The organism is Okibacterium fritillariae, from assembly GCF_052783725.1.
This window is the reverse complement of record NZ_CP199917.1, coordinates 56,693-73,601: the sequence shown is the minus strand read 5'-3', so window position 1 is coordinate 73,601 and position 16,909 is coordinate 56,693. Positions and strand designations below refer to the sequence as shown.

16 protein-coding genes and 2 tRNA genes are annotated in these 16,909 nt (G+C 66.3%); 6 read left to right on the top strand and 12 right to left on the bottom strand.

Features of this window, described 5'->3' with window-relative positions; all coding sequences use genetic code 11:
• The first annotated feature begins 66 nt into the window (after positions 1 to 66).
• From ACUWEX_RS00340 to pknB, 4 genes are all read left to right on the top strand, one after another.
• The gene (locus ACUWEX_RS00340) at positions 67 to 1,407 is read left to right on the top strand and encodes an FtsW/RodA/SpoVE family cell cycle protein (RefSeq protein WP_445997587.1); all 1,341 of its coding nucleotides are present in this window, start codon (positions 67 to 69) and stop codon (positions 1,405 to 1,407) included.
• Positions 1,404 to 2,861 (top strand): peptidoglycan D,D-transpeptidase FtsI family protein, encoded by a 1,458-nt coding sequence (locus ACUWEX_RS00335; RefSeq protein ID WP_077054603.1) that lies wholly within the window; start codon positions 1,404 to 1,406, stop codon positions 2,859 to 2,861. The genes ACUWEX_RS00340 and ACUWEX_RS00335 overlap by 4 nt, the downstream gene beginning before the upstream one ends.
• Positions 2,858 to 4,585 carry a protein kinase domain-containing protein gene (locus ACUWEX_RS00330; protein ID WP_445996727.1) on the top strand — a complete coding sequence of 576 codons (1,728 nt, stop codon included), beginning with the start codon at positions 2,858 to 2,860 and terminating at the stop codon, positions 4,583 to 4,585. Before ACUWEX_RS00335 ends, ACUWEX_RS00330 begins: the two co-directional genes overlap by 4 nt.
• Positions 4,586 to 4,662: 77 nt before the next feature.
• Positions 4,663 to 6,402 carry a Stk1 family PASTA domain-containing Ser/Thr kinase gene (pknB, locus tag ACUWEX_RS00325; protein ID WP_079726323.1) on the top strand — a complete coding sequence of 580 codons (1,740 nt, stop codon included), beginning with the start codon at positions 4,663 to 4,665 and terminating at the stop codon, positions 6,400 to 6,402.
• Between the two features lie 120 nt (positions 6,403 to 6,522).
• Here the strand turns inward: pknB and ACUWEX_RS00320 are convergent, their stop codons facing one another.
• Genes ACUWEX_RS00320 through ACUWEX_RS00310 form a run of 3 tightly spaced genes read right to left on the bottom strand, consistent with a single transcriptional unit; the run spans position 6,523 to position 8,126 of the window.
• Positions 6,523 to 7,158 carry an anthranilate synthase component II gene (locus ACUWEX_RS00320; protein WP_079726322.1) on the bottom strand — a complete coding sequence of 212 codons (636 nt, stop codon included), beginning with the start codon at positions 7,156 to 7,158 and terminating at the stop codon, positions 6,523 to 6,525.
• A gap of 4 nt (positions 7,159 to 7,162) precedes the next feature.
• Positions 7,163 to 7,321, bottom strand: a complete 159-nt coding sequence (locus ACUWEX_RS00315) for a hypothetical protein (RefSeq protein WP_179100253.1) — start codon at positions 7,319 to 7,321, stop codon at positions 7,163 to 7,165.
• A gap of 34 nt (positions 7,322 to 7,355) precedes the next feature.
• A complete protein-coding gene (locus ACUWEX_RS00310) occupies positions 7,356 to 8,126 on the bottom strand; it encodes a class E sortase (RefSeq protein ID WP_445996726.1) in 771 nt (256 codons plus the stop codon).
• Between the two features lie 137 nt (positions 8,127 to 8,263).
• Here ACUWEX_RS00310 and ACUWEX_RS00305 point away from each other — a divergent pair, with 137 nt between their 5' ends.
• Positions 8,264 to 8,509: a cell division protein CrgA gene (locus ACUWEX_RS00305; protein WP_077055528.1), complete on the top strand. Its 246-nt coding sequence runs from the start codon at positions 8,264 to 8,266 to the stop codon at positions 8,507 to 8,509.
• Positions 8,510 to 8,687: 178 nt separating this feature from the next.
• Here ACUWEX_RS00305 and ACUWEX_RS00300 read toward each other — a convergent pair whose 3' ends face one another.
• Both ACUWEX_RS00300 and ACUWEX_RS00295 read right to left on the bottom strand, forming a co-directional pair.
• The gene (locus tag ACUWEX_RS00300) at positions 8,688 to 9,527 is read right to left on the bottom strand and encodes a rhomboid family intramembrane serine protease (RefSeq protein WP_079726320.1); all 840 of its coding nucleotides are present in this window, start codon (positions 9,525 to 9,527) and stop codon (positions 8,688 to 8,690) included.
• Between the two features lie 138 nt (positions 9,528 to 9,665).
• Positions 9,666 to 10,205, bottom strand: coding sequence for a peptidylprolyl isomerase (locus ACUWEX_RS00295; protein WP_077054609.1), 540 nt, complete (start codon positions 10,203 to 10,205; stop codon positions 9,666 to 9,668).
• A 112-nt stretch (positions 10,206 to 10,317) separates the two neighbouring features.
• On the opposite strand from ACUWEX_RS00295, the gene ACUWEX_RS00290 reads away from it, so the two are divergent.
• Positions 10,318 to 10,839 (top strand): hypothetical protein, encoded by a 522-nt coding sequence (locus ACUWEX_RS00290; RefSeq protein WP_077054610.1) that lies wholly within the window; start codon positions 10,318 to 10,320, stop codon positions 10,837 to 10,839.
• A 181-nt stretch (positions 10,840 to 11,020) separates the two neighbouring features.
• Here the strand turns inward: ACUWEX_RS00290 and ACUWEX_RS00285 are convergent, their stop codons facing one another.
• The 7 genes from ACUWEX_RS00285 to gyrA form a co-directional block, all read right to left on the bottom strand.
• The gene (locus tag ACUWEX_RS00285; RefSeq protein ID WP_445996725.1) at positions 11,021 to 11,446 is read right to left on the bottom strand and encodes an NUDIX hydrolase; all 426 of its coding nucleotides are present in this window, start codon (positions 11,444 to 11,446) and stop codon (positions 11,021 to 11,023) included.
• Positions 11,447 to 11,522: 76 nt separating this feature from the next.
• Entirely contained in the window at positions 11,523 to 12,149 is a 627-nt protein-coding gene (locus ACUWEX_RS00280; protein ID WP_445996724.1) for an FMN reductase, read from the bottom strand.
• 11 nt (positions 12,150 to 12,160) lie between these two features.
• Positions 12,161 to 13,327 (bottom strand): LLM class flavin-dependent oxidoreductase, encoded by a 1,167-nt coding sequence (locus tag ACUWEX_RS00275; protein WP_445997586.1) that lies wholly within the window; start codon positions 13,325 to 13,327, stop codon positions 12,161 to 12,163.
• 259 nt (positions 13,328 to 13,586) lie between these two features.
• Positions 13,587 to 13,659, bottom strand: a tRNA-Ala gene (locus tag ACUWEX_RS00270).
• Between the two features lie 45 nt (positions 13,660 to 13,704).
• A tRNA-Ile gene (locus ACUWEX_RS00265) sits at positions 13,705 to 13,778 on the bottom strand.
• A gap of 72 nt (positions 13,779 to 13,850) precedes the next feature.
• Positions 13,851 to 14,255: a DUF3566 domain-containing protein gene (locus tag ACUWEX_RS00260; protein WP_077054613.1), complete on the bottom strand. Its 405-nt coding sequence runs from the start codon at positions 14,253 to 14,255 to the stop codon at positions 13,851 to 13,853.
• Positions 14,256 to 14,259: 4 nt separating this feature from the next.
• Positions 14,260 to 16,875, bottom strand: coding sequence for a DNA gyrase subunit A (gene gyrA, locus ACUWEX_RS00255; RefSeq protein ID WP_445996723.1), 2,616 nt, complete (start codon positions 16,873 to 16,875; stop codon positions 14,260 to 14,262).
• Between the last annotated feature and the right edge of the window lie 34 nt (positions 16,876 to 16,909).

Below are 16,909 nucleotides of genomic sequence, written 5' to 3'. Positions count from 1 at the left end.
GGCCCCGTCGTCGACGTGCAGAACCGCACGAACGAGTTCCAGGCCGACACAGGCGTCATCCGCACGATGAAGAAGCTGCGGTTGCCCAAGAAGCTGCGCAACCGCGAGCTGGCGCTGCTGATCTTCGCGAGCGTCATCAACCTCTCGGCCCTCGTGCTCGTGCAATTGGGAGCCCTCGGCGCCGTCGAACCCGAGCTGCTCATGCTCGGCGCGGGCCTGTGCGTTCTCGTGCTGGCCCTGCACGTGTGCCTGCGCTATGTCGCCCCCAACGCCGATCCGCTGCTGTTGCCCATCGCCACGGTGCTCAACGGCCTGGGCGTCGCCATGATCTACCGCCTCGACATCGCCGAGAAATACGCGGGGTGGAGCGCATTCTCCACGCGTCAGATCGTGTGGAGCGCCATCGCGATCGTGGCCGCCATCGTCGTCATCCTGGTGGTGCGCAACCACCGCGTCCTCTTCCGTTACACCTACGTGTTCGGCCTCCTCGCGTTCCTGCTGCTGCTGTTGCCGCTCATCCCCGGCATCGGCCGCGAGGTCAACGGCGCGCGCGTCTGGGTCGGCATCGGAGGCGTCCTCAGCTTCCAGCCCGGTGAGATCGCCAAGATCGCCCTCGCCATCTTCTTCGCGGGCTACCTCGTGCGCACGCGCGAGAGCCTCGCCATGGTGGGCAAGAAGTTCCTCGGCATGCGCTTCCCGCGCCTGCGCGACCTCGGCCCCATCCTCGTGGTTTGGGCCCTCTCGATGGCCATCATCGTCTTCCAGCGCGACCTCGGAACGGCCCTGCTCTACTTCGGCCTCTTCACGGTCATGCTCTACATCTCCACCGCCCGCCTCAGCTGGGTGCTCATCGGCCTCACGCTGTTCCTCGGCGGCGCGGCCATCGCCAGCCAATCCCTCACCTACGTCAACGGGCGATTCAACAACTGGTTGGATGCCTTCAGCCAACAGGCCTACGACGCGCAGGGTGGCAGCTTCCAACTGTTGCAGGGCATCTTCGGGCTCGCCCACGGCGGACTGCTCGGCACCGGCCTCGGCCAGGGTCGCCCCCAGATCACGCCCCTCGCCGAGAGCGACTACATCATCGCCAGCCTCGGCGAAGAGCTCGGCCTCGCGGGCGTGTTCGCCATCCTCGCGCTCTACCTGCTGCTCGTCTCGCGCGGCATTGCCATCGGCTTCTCGAGCCAGGATGACTTCGGCAAGCTGCTCGCCGTCGGACTCTCGTTCACGGTGGCCCTGCAGGTCTTCATCATGGTCGGAGGCGTGACGCGCGTCATCCCCCTCACGGGTCTGACGACACCGTTCCTGGCCGCCGGCGGGTCGTCGCTGGTGGCGAACTGGATCATCGTGGCGCTGCTCATGCGCCTCAGCGACAGCGTCAAACGAAACCAGGGGGTGTCGGCATGAACCGCGAACTCCGGCGCCTGAGCGTCGTCGTCCTGGCCATGTTCCTGGCCCTCTTCGGCAGCACCACGGTCATCCAGGTCATCCAGGCAGAGGCCCTCGCCAAGGATGCCCGCAACACGCGTGCCCTCTACGACTCCTACGACGTCGAGCGCGGCGCCATCCTGGCGAGCGACGGCACCGTGGTGGCGCAATCGGTGCCGACGGGCGACGAGTTCATGTACCAGCGGCAGTACCCGCAGGCCGATCTCTACTCGGCCGTCACGGGCTACTACAACCCCACGCAGGGTTCGACGGGCATCGAGCGCTCGATGAACGAGTATCTGTCGGGCACGAGCAACACGCAGTTCTTCGACACGCTCAACCGCATCGTCGCGGGCCAGGCGCCCCGCGGCGCGGCCGTCGAGCTCACGATCGACCCCGTCGTGCAGCAGGCCGCGTCCGATGCCCTCGGCGACCGCCGCGGAGCCGTCGTCGCCATGAACCCCAAGACGGGCAAGATCCTCGCCATGGTGACGAGCCCCGACTACGACCCCAACACGCTCGCTTCGCACGACTCGAAACAGGTCCTCGAGCAATACCGGGCGCTCAACGCAGACCCGCTGCAGCCGCTCATCAACCGCGCCATCCAGGGCAACATGAACCCGCCCGGGTCGACCTTCAAACTCGTCGTCGTCTCGGCCGCGCTCTCCACGGGCGACTACACGCCCGACACCGAGCTGCCCAACCCGGTCTCCTACACACTGCCGGGCACCTCCACCGAGGTCTTCAACTTCACACGCGGTGCCTGCGGCCCGGGCGAGACGGTGACCATCGCCGAAGCCCTGCGTCAGAGCTGCAACGTGCCCATGGCCGAGCTCGGCATCAAGCTCGGCGACGACGTCATCCGAGCCGAGGCCGAGAAGTTCGGCTTCAACAGCGGCTTCGACATCCCGACCACCGTCGAGGGCAGCGTCTACCCCGACGACCTCAACGCACCGCAGACCGGGCTGTCGGCCTTCGGACAGTCCGATGTGCGCGCCACGCCCATGCAGATGGCCATGGTCTCGGCCGGCATCGCCAACGGCGGCGACGTCATGAACCCGAGCCTCGTCGACCGCGTCGTCGGCCGAAACTTCGAGGCGCTGCAAACGTTCGAACCCAGCGTCAAATCAACCGCGATCTCAGAGGATGTGGCCAAGCAGATGACCCAGATGATGATCGCCAACGTCGATACCGGCCAGGCCAACAATGCAAGAATAGAGGGGGTCGACGTGGCCGGTAAGACCGGAACCGCGCAGAACGGTGATGACGATCCGTACACGCTGTGGTTCACCGGTTTCGCGCCGGCTGCGAATCCCGAGGTCGCTGTGGCGGTCGTGGTGGAGAACGATGGAAACCTCGGGCGGCACAGCTCGGGCAACATCGTGGCTTCTCCGATCGCCAAGAAAGTCATGGAGGCGGTGCTGAACAAATGAGACCCACAGCAGGGCTCACCTTCGGTGGGCGATACGAGCTGGAGTCCCGGATCGCCATCGGCGGCATGGGAGAGGTATGGCAGGCCACCGACCAGGTGATCGGCCGCACCGTCGCGATCAAGATCTTGAAAGACGAATACCTGGGTGACCCGGGCTTCCTCGAGCGTTTCCGCGCCGAGGCCCGACACGCGGCGCTCGTCAACCACGAGGGCATTGCCAACGTCTTCGACTACGGCGAAGAAGACGGCAGCGCCTTCCTCGTCATGGAACTCGTCCCGGGCGAAGCCCTGTCGAGCCTGCTCGAGCGCGAAAACGTGCTCCCGGCCGACAAGGTGCTCGACATCGTGGCCCAGACGGCCGCCGCCCTGCAGGCCGCGCACGCCGCGGGTCTCGTGCACCGCGACATCAAACCGGGCAACCTGCTCATCACGCCCGACGGCCGCGTCAAGATCACCGACTTCGGCATCGCACGCATCGCCGACCAGGTTCCGTTGACCGCGACCGGCCAGGTTATGGGCACGGTGCAATACCTGTCGCCCGAGCAGGCGTCGGGGCACCCCGCATCCCCCACCACCGACATCTACTCGCTCGGCATCGTGGCGTATGAGTCGCTCGCCGGCCGACGCCCCTTCACGGGCGAGTCGCAGGTGGCCATCGCCATGGCGCAGATCAACGAGATGCCGCCCGACCTGCCCGTCACCGTCTCCGAGCCGGTGCGCCGCTTCGTCATGTCGATGATCGCCAAGAAGCCGGCCGATCGTCCCTCCACGGCGGCCAACGTCGCCCGCGCCGCTCAGGCCCTGCGTCGCGGCGACATCACGGCCGCCACCATCGCCGTGCCCGCCATCGCCGGTGTCGCCGCCGGTTCCGACGCGGCCACCACGCTGCTGGCCGCCGGGGGTGCCGACGACGCGACGCAGCTGCTCACGGCATCCGAGCCGCCCGTCACCACCGCGCCCACGCCCATCGACCCCGAGAAGAAGAAGCGCAGCCCGTGGACGTGGCCGCTCATCGCCCTCGTCGGCCTGCTCGTCATCGTGCTCGTGCTGTCGCTCATCGCCCTGATGAACCAGAACAACGCGTCCACCGACCCCAGCACCACACCCGTGCCGTCAGAGACGGCTTCGCAGCCGGCCGAGACGCCCACCCCGTCGTCGACGCCCACGCCGTCGCTCATCGCGGTCGACCAGGCCGAGTTCGTGGGCATGACCTACGACGAAGCCGCTGCGCGCCTGCAGCAGCTGGGCCTCGCGTCGAAGCGCGCCGTCGGAAGCGCGGCATCGACCTCCGACGACGTCGGCACGGTCTACTCGATCGAACCCGAGGGCAACCTCCCGCGCGGCTCGGTCGTCACGGTCACGGTCTACGGCGATATCGCTCAGATCCCCACGCCCACCACCACCCCCACGATCTCGGGATGCTCGGGCGCCGCGTGCACCCTCGCCCCGGGTTCCACGGTCACGGTCACCTGGCCCACGTTCACCGGCTGCCCGGCCGGCCAGGAGCTCACGGGATACCGCCTCACCACCTCCGGCGGGGTCGTGCAGAACGCACCCGGCGGAGCGGTGAAGTCGAACAGCGCGCAGGTGCTCATCAACGACGCCCCCGGTGCCTTCACGGCGTCCTACTCGGCATTCTGCAATGAGGGCGAGAGCTCGCAGTCGCCGTCGGCCAACGCCACGATCGCCGACACGTCGCAGCCGACACCCACGCCGACTAATTGACCTAGTATCAAAAGCTAAGACGACCACGATCCTCTCCCCTTGGGGAGGCCGGATCGTCGAAGAGAAGGAGTACCTGCGTGGCTGACGATCAACGCGTCCTCGCCGGACGCTATCTCGTCGGCGACCTCATCGGTCACGGGGGCATGGCCGAGGTGTTCCGGGGCACAGACACGCGCCTGGGGCGCACGGTCGCGATCAAGATCCTCCGCTCCGAGCTCGCGACCGATCCCGCCTTCCGCACCCGTTTTCGCCAAGAGGCGCAGGCCGCGTCGCGCATGGCGCACCCCACCATCGTGCGGGTATACGACGCGGGTGAAGAAACGACGACCGCCGCAGATGGCCGCACCGTGCGCGAGCCGTTCATCGTCATGGAATACGTCGAGGGCCGCACCCTCAAGGCCATGATCGCCGAGGGGCCGATCGAGCAGACCGAGGCCGTGCGCATCTCCGAGGGCATCCTCACCGCACTCGAGTACTCGCACCGCGCGGGCGTCGTGCACCGCGACATAAAACCCGGCAACATCATGATCACGCCCGACGGTCGGGTGAAGGTCATGGATTTCGGCATCGCCCGGGCCGTCTCCGATTCGTCGACCACGGTCGCGCAGACCACCGCCATCCTCGGCACGGCCGCCTACTTCTCGCCCGAGCAGGCGAAGGGCGAGACGGTCGACGCACGCACCGACCTCTACTCGACGGGCGTCGTCCTGTTCGAGATGCTCACGGGTCGCGCGCCGTTCCGCGGAGACACGGCGGTTGCCGTCGCCTACCAGCACGTCAGCGAGACGCCGGTCAAGCCGTCCTCGGTCAACCCGCAGGTCTCGCCCGCCCTCGATGTCGTCGTGCTTCGCGCGCTGCACAAGGGCCGCAACGACCGCTACCAGACGGCCGCCGAGTTCCGAGACGACCTCGTGCTCGCCGGTTCGGGCAAGGTTCCGCTCTACCGCCGACAGGAGGACGCCAGCACGGCGCTCTTCGGCACGGCCGTCCCCACGTCCACCAGCACCGAGCAGGCGCTCCGTCAGCTCACCACCGACACCACGGTCACACGCACGCAGCGCCGCCCCCCGGTCGTCTGGATCTGGGCGGGCATCGCCGCCGTCGCCGTCATGCTCCTCGCGGTCATGTTCTGGGTGGTCACGCTGCCCACGGGCTCCACGCTGCCCACCGACACCCGCACCATGCCCAACGTGGTCAACGTCGCCGAACAAGACGCCCTCGACACCCTCAACGGGCTCGATCTCGTCCCCGTCGTGCAGCGTGAGGCCAGCGACACCGTCGACCCCGGCATCGTCATCCGCACCGACCCCGCCGCGGGCCTCAAGGTGCCGCGCGAGCAGAGCGTGCGCGTGACGGTCTCTTCGGGCCCCGAGCAGGCCGTCGTACCCGAGGTCACGGGCCAGGGCACGGATGCCGCGGTGCAAGCCCTGCAGGCCGCGGGCCTCGTCGCGGGCTCCCAGAACAAAGAGAACTCTCCCACGGTTCCCGCCGACACGGTCATGCGGTCGGATCCCGCTGCTGGCACGCCGGTCGAAAAGGGCAGCACCGTCAACCTGATCGTGTCGTCGGGCCTCGTCACCATTTCGGATGTCCGCGGCCAGATCTTGTCGGTCGCCACCGAGATGATGTCCGACCCGGCCATCGGCCTCACGGTCGCTCCGAAGCCCGACCCGTCGTGCCCGGCGCAGGCGAACAGCCCCGTCACGAACCAGTCGCTGGCTCCCGGAGACGTCCCCCAGGGCTCGACGATCGAGCTCAGCTACTGCTCGGGTGGCGCACCCTCGACGCCGTCCGCCCCGGCCCCCGACGAGGGCTAGCGCAGCTCATATCCCCGCAGCCCAGGCGGACCTCACGCGGCTCATATCCCCGCAGCCACGGCGGTCCTAGCGGTCGACAGCCGTGCCTCAACGTCACAGCAGAAAGCGCGAGATGTAGCCCTACAGCTGAACGAGGGGGCTGAGTCCTCGCGCCGTCACAGCGGCCTCGGGCAGACCGGATGCCGCGAGCCAGTTGCCCAGCATCTGGTAGCCGCCCTGCGTCAGCACGCTCTCGGGGTGGAACTGCACGCCGTAGATGGGCGCACTCTCGTGCTGCACACCCATGATGACGCCGCCCTGCGTGCGGCTGGTCACGGTCAGTTCGGCGGGCGTCGTGCCGTCGACGACGGCCAGCGAGTGGTAGCGCGTGGCCGTGAACGGCTGCGGAACGCCGTCGTAGATGATGCTGTCGTCGTGCTCCACGAGCGACGTCTTCCCGTGCATGAGTTCTTCGGCGACCGTGACGGTGGCGCCGAAGGCTTCGGCGATCGCCTGGTGGCCGAGGCACACGCCGAAGAGGGGCGTACCCGAAGCGAGTGCGGCGTTGACCATGGGGATGGAGACGCCGGCATCCGACGGTTTGCCGGGGCCGGGCGACACCAGCACGGCGTCGTATTCGGCGAGCTTCGCCGCGGAATCGGCCGCCGCGAAGGCGTCGTTGCGCAACACCTCGGTCTCGGCACCCAGCTGCTGCAGGTAGCCGTTGAGGGTGTAGACGAAGCTGTCGTAGTTATCGATGACGAGTACTCGGGTCATGCGGTCAACCTCCTACGGTGACATCCGTCGCGTTGGTGAGCTCTTGAACCCAGGGGAAGACCCACGTGACGAGGCTATACAACACGATAGCGACGATCACGAGCACGATCAGCAGCCGGATCCACCAGGGGCCGGGCAGGATGCGCCAGAACGCTCCGTACATGTCTTGTCCTCTTCTTACTCGATGAGTGTGGGTGCTACTTCTGCGCCGCGAGCTCGGCCGGTGGGCCGGCCTCGGTCGGGCGCCACGAGTCGAACACGCCGTAGGCGACGATGCGCTCGGCCGTGGACAGCTTGGGGTTGCAGCTCGTGAGCGTGATGAACGAATCGGTCATCTCGGTGACCTCGGTCTGCGGCACCGGGTTCAAGACGTCGACGGCCTTGGGCGTGACGTACTCGAGGGTGCGGAACTTGTAGGTGTACCAGCCCTGCTTCGTCTGCACGATGATCGAGTCGCCCACCTGCAGCTCGGCGATCTGGTTGAGGGGCTTGCCGTAGGTGTTGCGGTGACCCGCCAGCGCGAAGTTGCCGTTTTCTCCCAACACCTGCGTGTCGGGGTAGTGGCCGATGCCGATCTTGTCGAGTGTGCGTGCCTTGCTGACGCCGCCGGCGATCTCCGAAAAGTAACTCTCTCCGAAACGGGGCACGCGTAAGACGGCAAATGTTTCTCCGTCGGCAGGATCCGGCGAGACAGCTGGCGCACCGAAGTCAGTCTGCTCGGACGTCGGCAAGTCGCCCAGATCGCCTGCCCAGCTCTCACTCAATTGAGACGCGGCTCGGTCCTGCTCAGCCCGCACCACGATGTCGTTCCACCACAGCTGCCACACCAGATACAGCATGACGAGCAGTCCGGCGGTGAAGAGAAGCTCGCCGAGCACGCCGAGGAACGTCACCTTGGGCGGCCGCTTGGCCGTCTTGCGGGTGCGACGCTCGCGGCGGGTCACAGGTGTGCCGTGGGCAGTGGTCATGGTGGCGATTCTACCGAGCGCGTATGACGCAAACCCTGCGAGTGCCGTGGGAGCGTCGCGGGCACCCGGCGGAAGCGCGCCCCCACCAGCACCGTTCACTCAGCGAAGGGGTCGATCCTCCCGCTACAATGGGCGGCATGGCACGCACCAAGCAGAACACCAAGCCCCTGGCATCCGACACCGAGCGATCGGGCGAGCAGGCTCCCAACCCCGTGTGGTTCAAGCCGGTCATGTTCGGTTTCATGCTCGTGGGCCTCGCGTGGATCATCGTCTTCTACGTCAGCCAGGGCGTTCTGCCCATCCCCGCGCTGGCGTCGTGGAACATCGCGGTCGGCTTCGGCATCGCCTTCATCGGCTTCCTCATGACGACACGCTGGCGCTAGCGGGTCCCACCACACACGTTTTCGCGCTGCCGAACATCAGCCGCCGCATCCTGAGAACCAGGTGCGGCGGCTTTTTCGTGTCTTTGGGGCTGCGTGGGACTCCCGAGCGCCCTTACCGCAATTACACGGGTGTAATTATCCCCAGTGTTAATAAACCTGTGGATAACTTTGTGTTGGTCTACACGAAGACGTAGATCAGGCTCACGGCGACGAGCACGACGGCAACGGCGATGAGCAGCGCGATCTGCGTATTCTTCTGGTTGCGGCGGCGTGTCTCGAACAGGATGAGGCCGATGATCGCGCCGACGACCAGCCCACCGAGGTGCGCCTGCCACGAGATGCCGAACCCGGGCACGAAGCCGATCACGAGGTTGATGCCCACCAGCACGAGCAGGCCGGTCATGTCGCCGCCGAGTCGTCGCTGGATCACGAGGAACGCGCCCATCAACCCGAAGATCGCACCGGATGCACCGACCACACCCTGGAACGGGCTGGCCAGGAACATCACGGCCACCGAACCGCCGAGCGCCGACATGAGGTAGAGCGCGAGGTAACGCACGCGCCCCAGCATCGGCTCGAGGATGCGGCCGAAGAGGAACAGTGTGTAGAGGTTGAGCGCCAGGTGCAGGAAGTTGCCGTGCACGAACGCCGCGGTCAGCATGCGCCACGGCTCGAAAGGAACCCCGATGCCGGGCATCGAGTAGGCGCCCGCATACGACAGCGCATTCGTGACCAGGTTGCCCGTCACGAGCTGCAGCACATAGACCACGGCGCAGATCGCGATGATCGCATAGGTGACCACCGGCGCCTCAGACGACGCGGTGAGGATGGTGGGGCGCACCTGTCGCGGCGCCGATCGCCGCTGCTCGGCCATGCACTCGGGGCACACCACACCGACGGCGGCCGGGGTCTGGCATTCGCCGCAGATGGTGCGACCGCACCGCTGGCAGAGCACGAAGCTCTGACGATCGGGATGCCGGTAGCAGAAGTTGTCGCGGTCGGGTTGGGCCTGGCTCATGCGAACCTTCAGCTCCTCGAGGTTGGGGCGGATCGACGACGTGCGGTAAGAAAAACGGCCCCGGAACCGAAACCCGCTCCTGGAGGAGCAGAGATTCGGCGCCGAGGCCGCGGAAGCGCTGGTCGCGCCAGTCGGGGCTTACGCCTCGGTGACGGTGACGTTCTGGATGACGATGTCGTCGAGCGGGCGGTCGCGCGCGTCGGTGGGGACGGCGGCGAGCTTGTCGACGATCTTGCGGCTGGCGTCGTCGGCGACCTGGCCGAAGATGGTGTGCTTGCCCTGCAGCCACGTGGTCGGGCCGACGGTGATGAAGAACTGCGAACCGTTGGTGCCCTTGCCGCCGATGGTGCCGGCGTTGGCCATGGCCAGGATGTAGGGCTCGGTGAAGCCGAGCTCGGGGTGGATCTCGTCGTCGAACTGGAAGCCGGGGCCGCCCGTTCCGGTGCCGAGGGGGTCGCCGCCCTGGATCATGAAGCCGGGGATGATGCGGTGGAAGATCACACCGTCATAGAGAGGACGCTTGGTGGGCTGACCGGAGGTGGGGTCGACCCACTCGATGTCGCCCGTTGCGAGGCCGGTGAAGTTCTTCACGGTCTTCGGTGCGTGGTTGCCGAACAGGTTGACGACGATGTCGCCATAGTTGGTGTGGAGCGTTGCGACAGCGGTGTGCGATGACATGTTCCCAATTCTTACACATGCATACCTGCGCAACCCATGTGCCTCTCCGAGCATTCAATGGCAAGATGGGGGCATTCGTCCGCACGAAATCGATGATCGATGGAGGTCAGCAGTGAGTCTGTCACGCAAGCGCAAGAAGGAGCTGAAACGGCTCAAGAACCACGCCAACGATCTGTGGCAGTCGCAGCAGGAAATCCTTGACCACGCCAACGCCGTCGCGCGAGAAGCAGGCCGTCAACTGGGAAATTACAGCCGCGAGCAGGTCGCTCCCGTCGTTCGCGGAGCCTATGACCAGCGCCTCGCCCCGGTCGTCGACCGCGGCGTGAAGGTCACGCACAAAGTGGCCGACGAGGCCAACCGGGCGTTCAACAAGAACGTCCTCCCCGCTGTCGGCACGGCGCTCGGCGCTGTCCTCAGCGTCGGCGACATCGCCAAGGACACCCGTGTTCGCTCAGCGCTGAACCGCCTGCAGGGCAAGCCGCCCGTCAAGAAGGGTCCCGGCGCGGGCACGGTCATCGCGATCGGTGTCGGCGTGGTCGCCGCTGCCGGAGTGGCCTACGCCGTCTGGCAGACCTTCCGCGCCGACGACGAGCTCTGGGTCGCCGAAGAAGAGCCGGTTCTGCCGAACCTGTAACGATCGTTCGGCCGCTCCGCCAGGTCGCGGCCGTCACGCCGAGAAGGGCGCATCCTCACCGAGGGTGCGCCCTTCTTTCGTTCCACCGCCGGGTGGGGCAGCGCCGGCCGGCACCGACGCGGAGCGATGTCTACCGCGCATCTGCGAGGCGGCTGAGCAGCCGCCCCTCTGTCTCGGTCGGTCAGAGTGTCTCATCGAGCATGCGCATCGCCACCTCGACGAGGCCCACGCGCTTGAGCGTCGGGAGCGCCGACAACGGATGCCAGGCGGCATAGTCCGTCGAGCCGTCCTCCTCGAACGTGAGGTCGCCGCCTGTCACGTGCGCGCGGTAGAGGATGCGGATGGCATGCAACGGACCCTGCGCCGCCGGGTCGAGCCGCCGCGTCGCCGGCACGACATAGGAGTCGATGCCGATGAGGCCGTCGAGTTCGGCTTCGTAGCCCGTTTCTTCGAAGATCTCGCGCACCGCGGCATCCGAGGGATCTTCACCGGGGTCGATGCCGCCGCCGGGAAGCGTCCAGCCGTCGTGCCCGCGCTCGTTCCAGTGGGCGAGCAGGATGTTGTCGCCCTCGATGATCACACCGTATGCCGCAACCCGAATGTCCATGCGCACAGCCTACGCGGGCATCCCGGGGTCAGACGCGGGGATACCCTCCACGACGGTCAACCTCACATGGGCGGGGCTACTGCCCTTGGGCCCGCAACATGTCCTCGAACGACATCTCGAGCGCGAACGGGTCGGCCTGCGGCGTCCGCGGTGACGAACCGATCACGGCGTTGGCTAACTCACCGGCCGCGCGCGCGATGCGAGAAGGCAGGTCGGCCACCGTGTCGGCGCCGTCGCCCCAGTCGGAGCTGGCCGCGAACACTCCGGTGCTCACGGGCGCCGCGTGCAGATAGGTGAACAGCGGGCGGATGGCGTAGTCGATCGCGAGTGAGTGTCGCGTCGTGCCCCCGGTCGCCCCGAGCAGCACGGGCGTGCCGACGATCGCCTCGCGATCGAGGATGTCGATGAACGACTTGAACAGACCGCTGTAGCTCGTGCTGAAGATGGGCGTTACCGCCACGATGCCGTCGGCCGCCGACAGGGCGTCGAGCGCCTCACGTAGTTCGGCCGAAGGGAACCCCGTCAGCAGGTTCTTGGTCACGTCGAGCGCGTGGTCGCGCAGCTCGATGACACGAACGGATGCCTCGACGCCGCTCTCGGCCAGACGCGACACCGTGGCATCCGCAAGCCGGTCGGCCAAGAGGCGCGTGGACGAGGGGTTGCTCAGTCCGGCGCTCAGCACGACGATCTTCTTCTCGGTCATGACGGCCCTCCTTAGGCCACGACGCGCTGGGCGTCGGTAGAACGTGAGTCAGTGTCAGTGGATGCCGCAGCGTCGCTCTGTGCGCCTGCAGCGGCTGCGAGCTCGGAGTCGCGAGCAAGAACCAGCGCCTCGTGCGTCGGACCCTCGGGAACGTGGGCCGGCCGCAGCTTGGCGAACTCGGCGCGCAGCACGGGCACGACCTCTTCGCCCAGCAGGTCGAGCTGCTCCATGACGATCTTCTCGGGCAGTCCGGCGTGGTCCATGAGGAACAGCTGGCGCTGGTAGTCGCCGAAGTACTCGCGGAACTCGAGCGTGCGGTCGATGACCTGCTGCGGGCTGCCGACGGTCAGGGGCGTCTGCTCGGTGAAGTCCTCGAGTGAGGGACCGTGTCCGTAGACGGGCGCGTTGTCGAAGTAAGGGCGGAATTCGCGCACGGCATCCTGAGAGTTCTTGCGCATGAACACCTGGCCGCCCAGGCCGACGATCGCCTGGTCGGCGCGACCGTGACCGTAGTGCTCGAAGCGCTGGCGGTAGAGCTGGATCAGGCGCATGTAGTGCTCCTTGGGCCAGAAGATGTTGTTCGCGAAGAACCCGTCGCCGTAGTAGGCCGCCTGTTCGGCGATCTCGGGGCTGCGGATGCTGCCGTGCCACACGAAGGGGGGCACGTCGTCGAGAGGCCGGGGCGTCGACGTGAAGCCCTGCAGGGGCGTGCGGAAGTGCCCCTCCCAGTCGACCACGTCTTCGCGCCACAGGCGGTGCAACAGCGCATAGTTCTCGATGGCCAGCGGGATGCCTTGGCGGATGTCTTTGCCGAACCACGGGTAGACGGGCCCCGTGTTGCCGCGGCCCATGATGAGGTCCACGCGGCCGCCGGCGATGTGCTGCAGCATCGCGTAATCTTCAGCGATCTTCACCGGATCATTCGTGGTGATGAGCGTCGTCGACGTGGACAGGATGATGCGGTCGGTCTTCGCCGCGATGTAGCCCAGCATGGTGGTGGGCGAGGAGGGCACGAAGGGCGGGTTGTGGTGCTCACCGGTCGCGAAGACGTCGAGGCCCACCTCTTCGACCTTCTGCGCGATGCGCAGGGTCGACTGGATGCGCTCACCCTCGGTCGGTGTGTACCCGGTCGTGGGATCGGTGGTGACGTCGCCCACCGTGAAGATGCCGAACTGCATGCTCATCGCCTCTTTCCATGTCTATGCATTTGCATACAATCACTCCAACACCCCCCACGCAAATCTATTCCCGCCTTCCTACGCGCTCGTGGGACCCAGCGAAATGACCGTCGTGAGAGTGCCGCTTCTGAGCGGAAGTCATGCCTCACTGCGCGCCTGTGGACCCTGTGACGGCTGCGCAAAAGCGTCGCACCCAGATCGTCGCGTTAAGCGACGAAACCCGCCGGGCGGGGACCGGCGGGTTCAGAAATATTACGGGTGGAGACGAGGGGAATCGAACCCCTAACCCCCTGCTTGCAAAGCAGGTGCTCTGCCAATTGAGCTACGTCCCCGTTGGGGATTGTTGTGATTGGTGAGAATCAGTGACGTTCCCCGAGTGGGGCTACCAGGACTTGAACCTGGGACCTCTTCGTTATCAGCGAAGCGCTCTAACCGCCTGAGCTATAGCCCCGTCTGGGCAGGTTAGACATTACCGGATTTCCGTGGGATTCGTAAATCGGCGCCGCTCCTGCCCCGTTTGTGGTCAGTTGTTGGTGAATCCGACCAGCAGACCGCCCGTGATCTTGACGCTCAGGTTGTAGAGAGCGGCCGTGATCGCGCCGAGCGCGGTGATGACGACGAGGTTCAGAATGGCGAGCACGACGGCGAATCCCATGACCTGTCCGAGGCCGAAGAGGTCGGTGAGGGTCATGCCTTCACCGGCGACGGTCTCGTAGAGTTTGTCGATCTCGCCGAAGAGACCGGTGCGATCGAGCACCGTGTACACCAGGAAGAAGAACACGATGGTGATGACCGCGAGGGCGACGGCGACGAGGAAGGACAGCTTCACGGCCGACCAGAAGTCGATGTAGACGAGCTTCAGTCGCACCTGCTTGGTGCTGGGTCGCTTGGTCGATTTCTTGGCCAGCTTCTCGGCAACAGTACTCATGTGGTTATTCTTCCTTCTCCGCCTCGGCGACCGGCTCGATCTCGGCTGCGGGAACGTCTGCTTCCGCTACCTCAAGATTCCGGTCGCTGTTCTTCGCGAGGGCGATGATTCTGTCTTCTTCGGCGAACCGAGCGAAGACAACCCCCATGGTGTCGCGGCCTTTCGCCGGAACTTCGGCCACGGCAGACCTTACCACCTTGCCTCCGGCGAGAACCACGAGCACCTCGTCGTCCTCCTGGACTATCAGCGCGCCCGCAAGTTCTCCGCGGTCTTCACTCAGTTTGGCGACCTTGATGCCGATTCCGCCTCGGTTCTGCAGGCGGTACTGGTCGACCGAGGTGCGCTTGGCGTAGCCACCTTCGGTGACGACGAAGACGTATCCTTCATCGCTGACCACGGATGCCGAGAGCAGCTCGTCGTCGCCGCGGAAGTTCATTCCGATCACACCCGAGGTCGACCGGCCCATGGGGCGCAGCGTCTCGTCGGAGGCCGTGAAGCGGATGGACATTCCCTGGCGCGACACGAGCAACATGTCGGAGTCTTCTTCGACGAGCAACGCGCCGACGAGTTCGTCACCCTCGCGCAGGTTGATGGCGATGATGCCGCCCGAGCGGTTGGTGTCGTATTCGGTGAGCGCGGTCTTCTTGACGAGGCCGTTACGCGTGGCGAGTACCAGGTACTTGGCGGCCTCGTAGTCGCGGATGTCGAGGATCTCGGCGATCTCTTCGTCGGGCTGCATGGCGAGCAGGTTGGCGACGTGCTGACCCTTGGCGTCGCGGCCGGCCTCCTGCACCTCGTAGGCCTTGGCGCGGTAGACGCGGCCCTTGTTGGTGAAGAACAGCAGCCAGTGGTGCGTGGTGGTGACGAAGAAGTGGTCGACCACGTCATCCGCCCGCAGTTGGGCGCCCTTGACGCCCTTGCCACCACGGTGCTGCTGGCGGTAGTTGTCGCTGCGGGTGCGCTTGATGTAGCCGCCGCGCGTGACGGAGATGACCATCTCTTCTTCGGGGATGAGGTCTTCGACGCTCATGTCGCCGTCGTAGCCGAACATGATCTCGGTGCGGCGGTCGTCGCCGAAGCGGTCGACGATTTCGGTGAGTTCTTCTGAGACGATCTCGCGCTGGCGCTCGGGGCTGGCGAGGATGGCCTTGAACTCGGTGATCTGGCGTTCGATCTCGTCGTGCTGGTCGATGATCTTCTGGCGCTCGAGGGCGGCCAGGCGGCGCAGCTGCATCTCGAGGATGGCGTTGGCCTGCAGTTCGTCGACCTCGAGCAGGTCGATCAGGCCCTTGCGTGCGTCGTCGACGGTGGGCGAGCGGCGGATGAGCGCGATGACGTCGTCGAGGGCGTCGAGCGCTTTCAGGTAGCCGCGCAGGATGTGGGCGCGGGCCTCGGCTTCGCGCAGGCGGTAGGTGGTGCGGCGGACGATGACTTCGATCTGGTGGGCGACCCACGCGGTGATGAAGCCGTCGAGCGCGAGCGTGCGCGGCACGCCGTCGACGATCGCCAGCATGTTGGCGCCGAAGTTCTCTTGCAGCTGGGTGTGCTTGTAGAGGTTGTTGAGCACGACCTTGGCGACGGCATCCCGCTTGAGCACGATGACGAGGCGCTGGCCCGTGCGGCCGGAGGTTTCGTCGCGGATGTCGGCGATGCCACCGATCTTGCCGTCTTTGACCATGTCGGCGATCTTGATGGCGAGGTTGTCGGGGTTGACCTGGTAGGGCAGCTCGGTGACGACGAGGCAGGTGCGGCCCTGGATCTCTTCGACGCTGACGACGGCCCGCATGGTGATCGAGCCGCGGCCGGTGCGGTAGGCATCGTGGATGCCCTTCACGCCGAGGATCTGGGCTCCGGTCGGGAAGTCGGGTCCCTTGACGCGCTGCATGAGCGCCTCGAGCAGCTCTTCGCGGGATGCCTCGGAGTTGGCCAGGTGCCACAGGGCACCCTCGGAGACCTCGCGCAGGTTGTGCGGCGGGATGTTGGTGGCCATGCCGACCGCGATACCGACCGAACCGTTGACGAGCAGGTTGGGGAAGCGCGAGGGCAGCACGGCGGGCTCTTGCGTGCGGCCGTCGTAGTTGTCCTGGAAGTCGACGGTTTCTTCGTCGATGTCGCGCACCATCTCGAGGGCGAGCGGCGCCATCTTGGTTTCGGTGTATCGCGGGGCGGCGGCGCCATCGTTGCCGGGCGAACCGAAGTTGCCCTGGCCGAGCGCGAGCGGGTAGCGCAGGCTCCACGGCTGCACGAGGCGCACGAGCGCGTCGTAGATGGCCGAGTCGCCGTGCGGGTGGAACTGGCCCATGACGTCGCCGACGACGCGCGCGCACTTGGAGAAGGCTTTGTCGGGGCGGTATCCGCCGTCGAACATGGCGTAGATGACGCGTCGGTGCACGGGCTTCAGGCCGTCTCGCACCTCGGGCAGCGCGCGACCCACGATGACGCTCATGGCGTAGTCGAGGTAGGAGCGCTGCATCTCGAGCTGCAGGTCGACCTGGTCGATGCGGCCGTGCTGGTTGAAGCGCAGCGTTTCGGCGGCCTCGGCCGCGGCGGCGTCCGCTTCGGCTTCGCGCGTCGATGCCTGGTCGTCGGCGTCGCCGGTCGTGGGGGTTTCGTCAGCCATGTCTTCTTTTCTCGTTCGCTTCGTCTAACTCAGT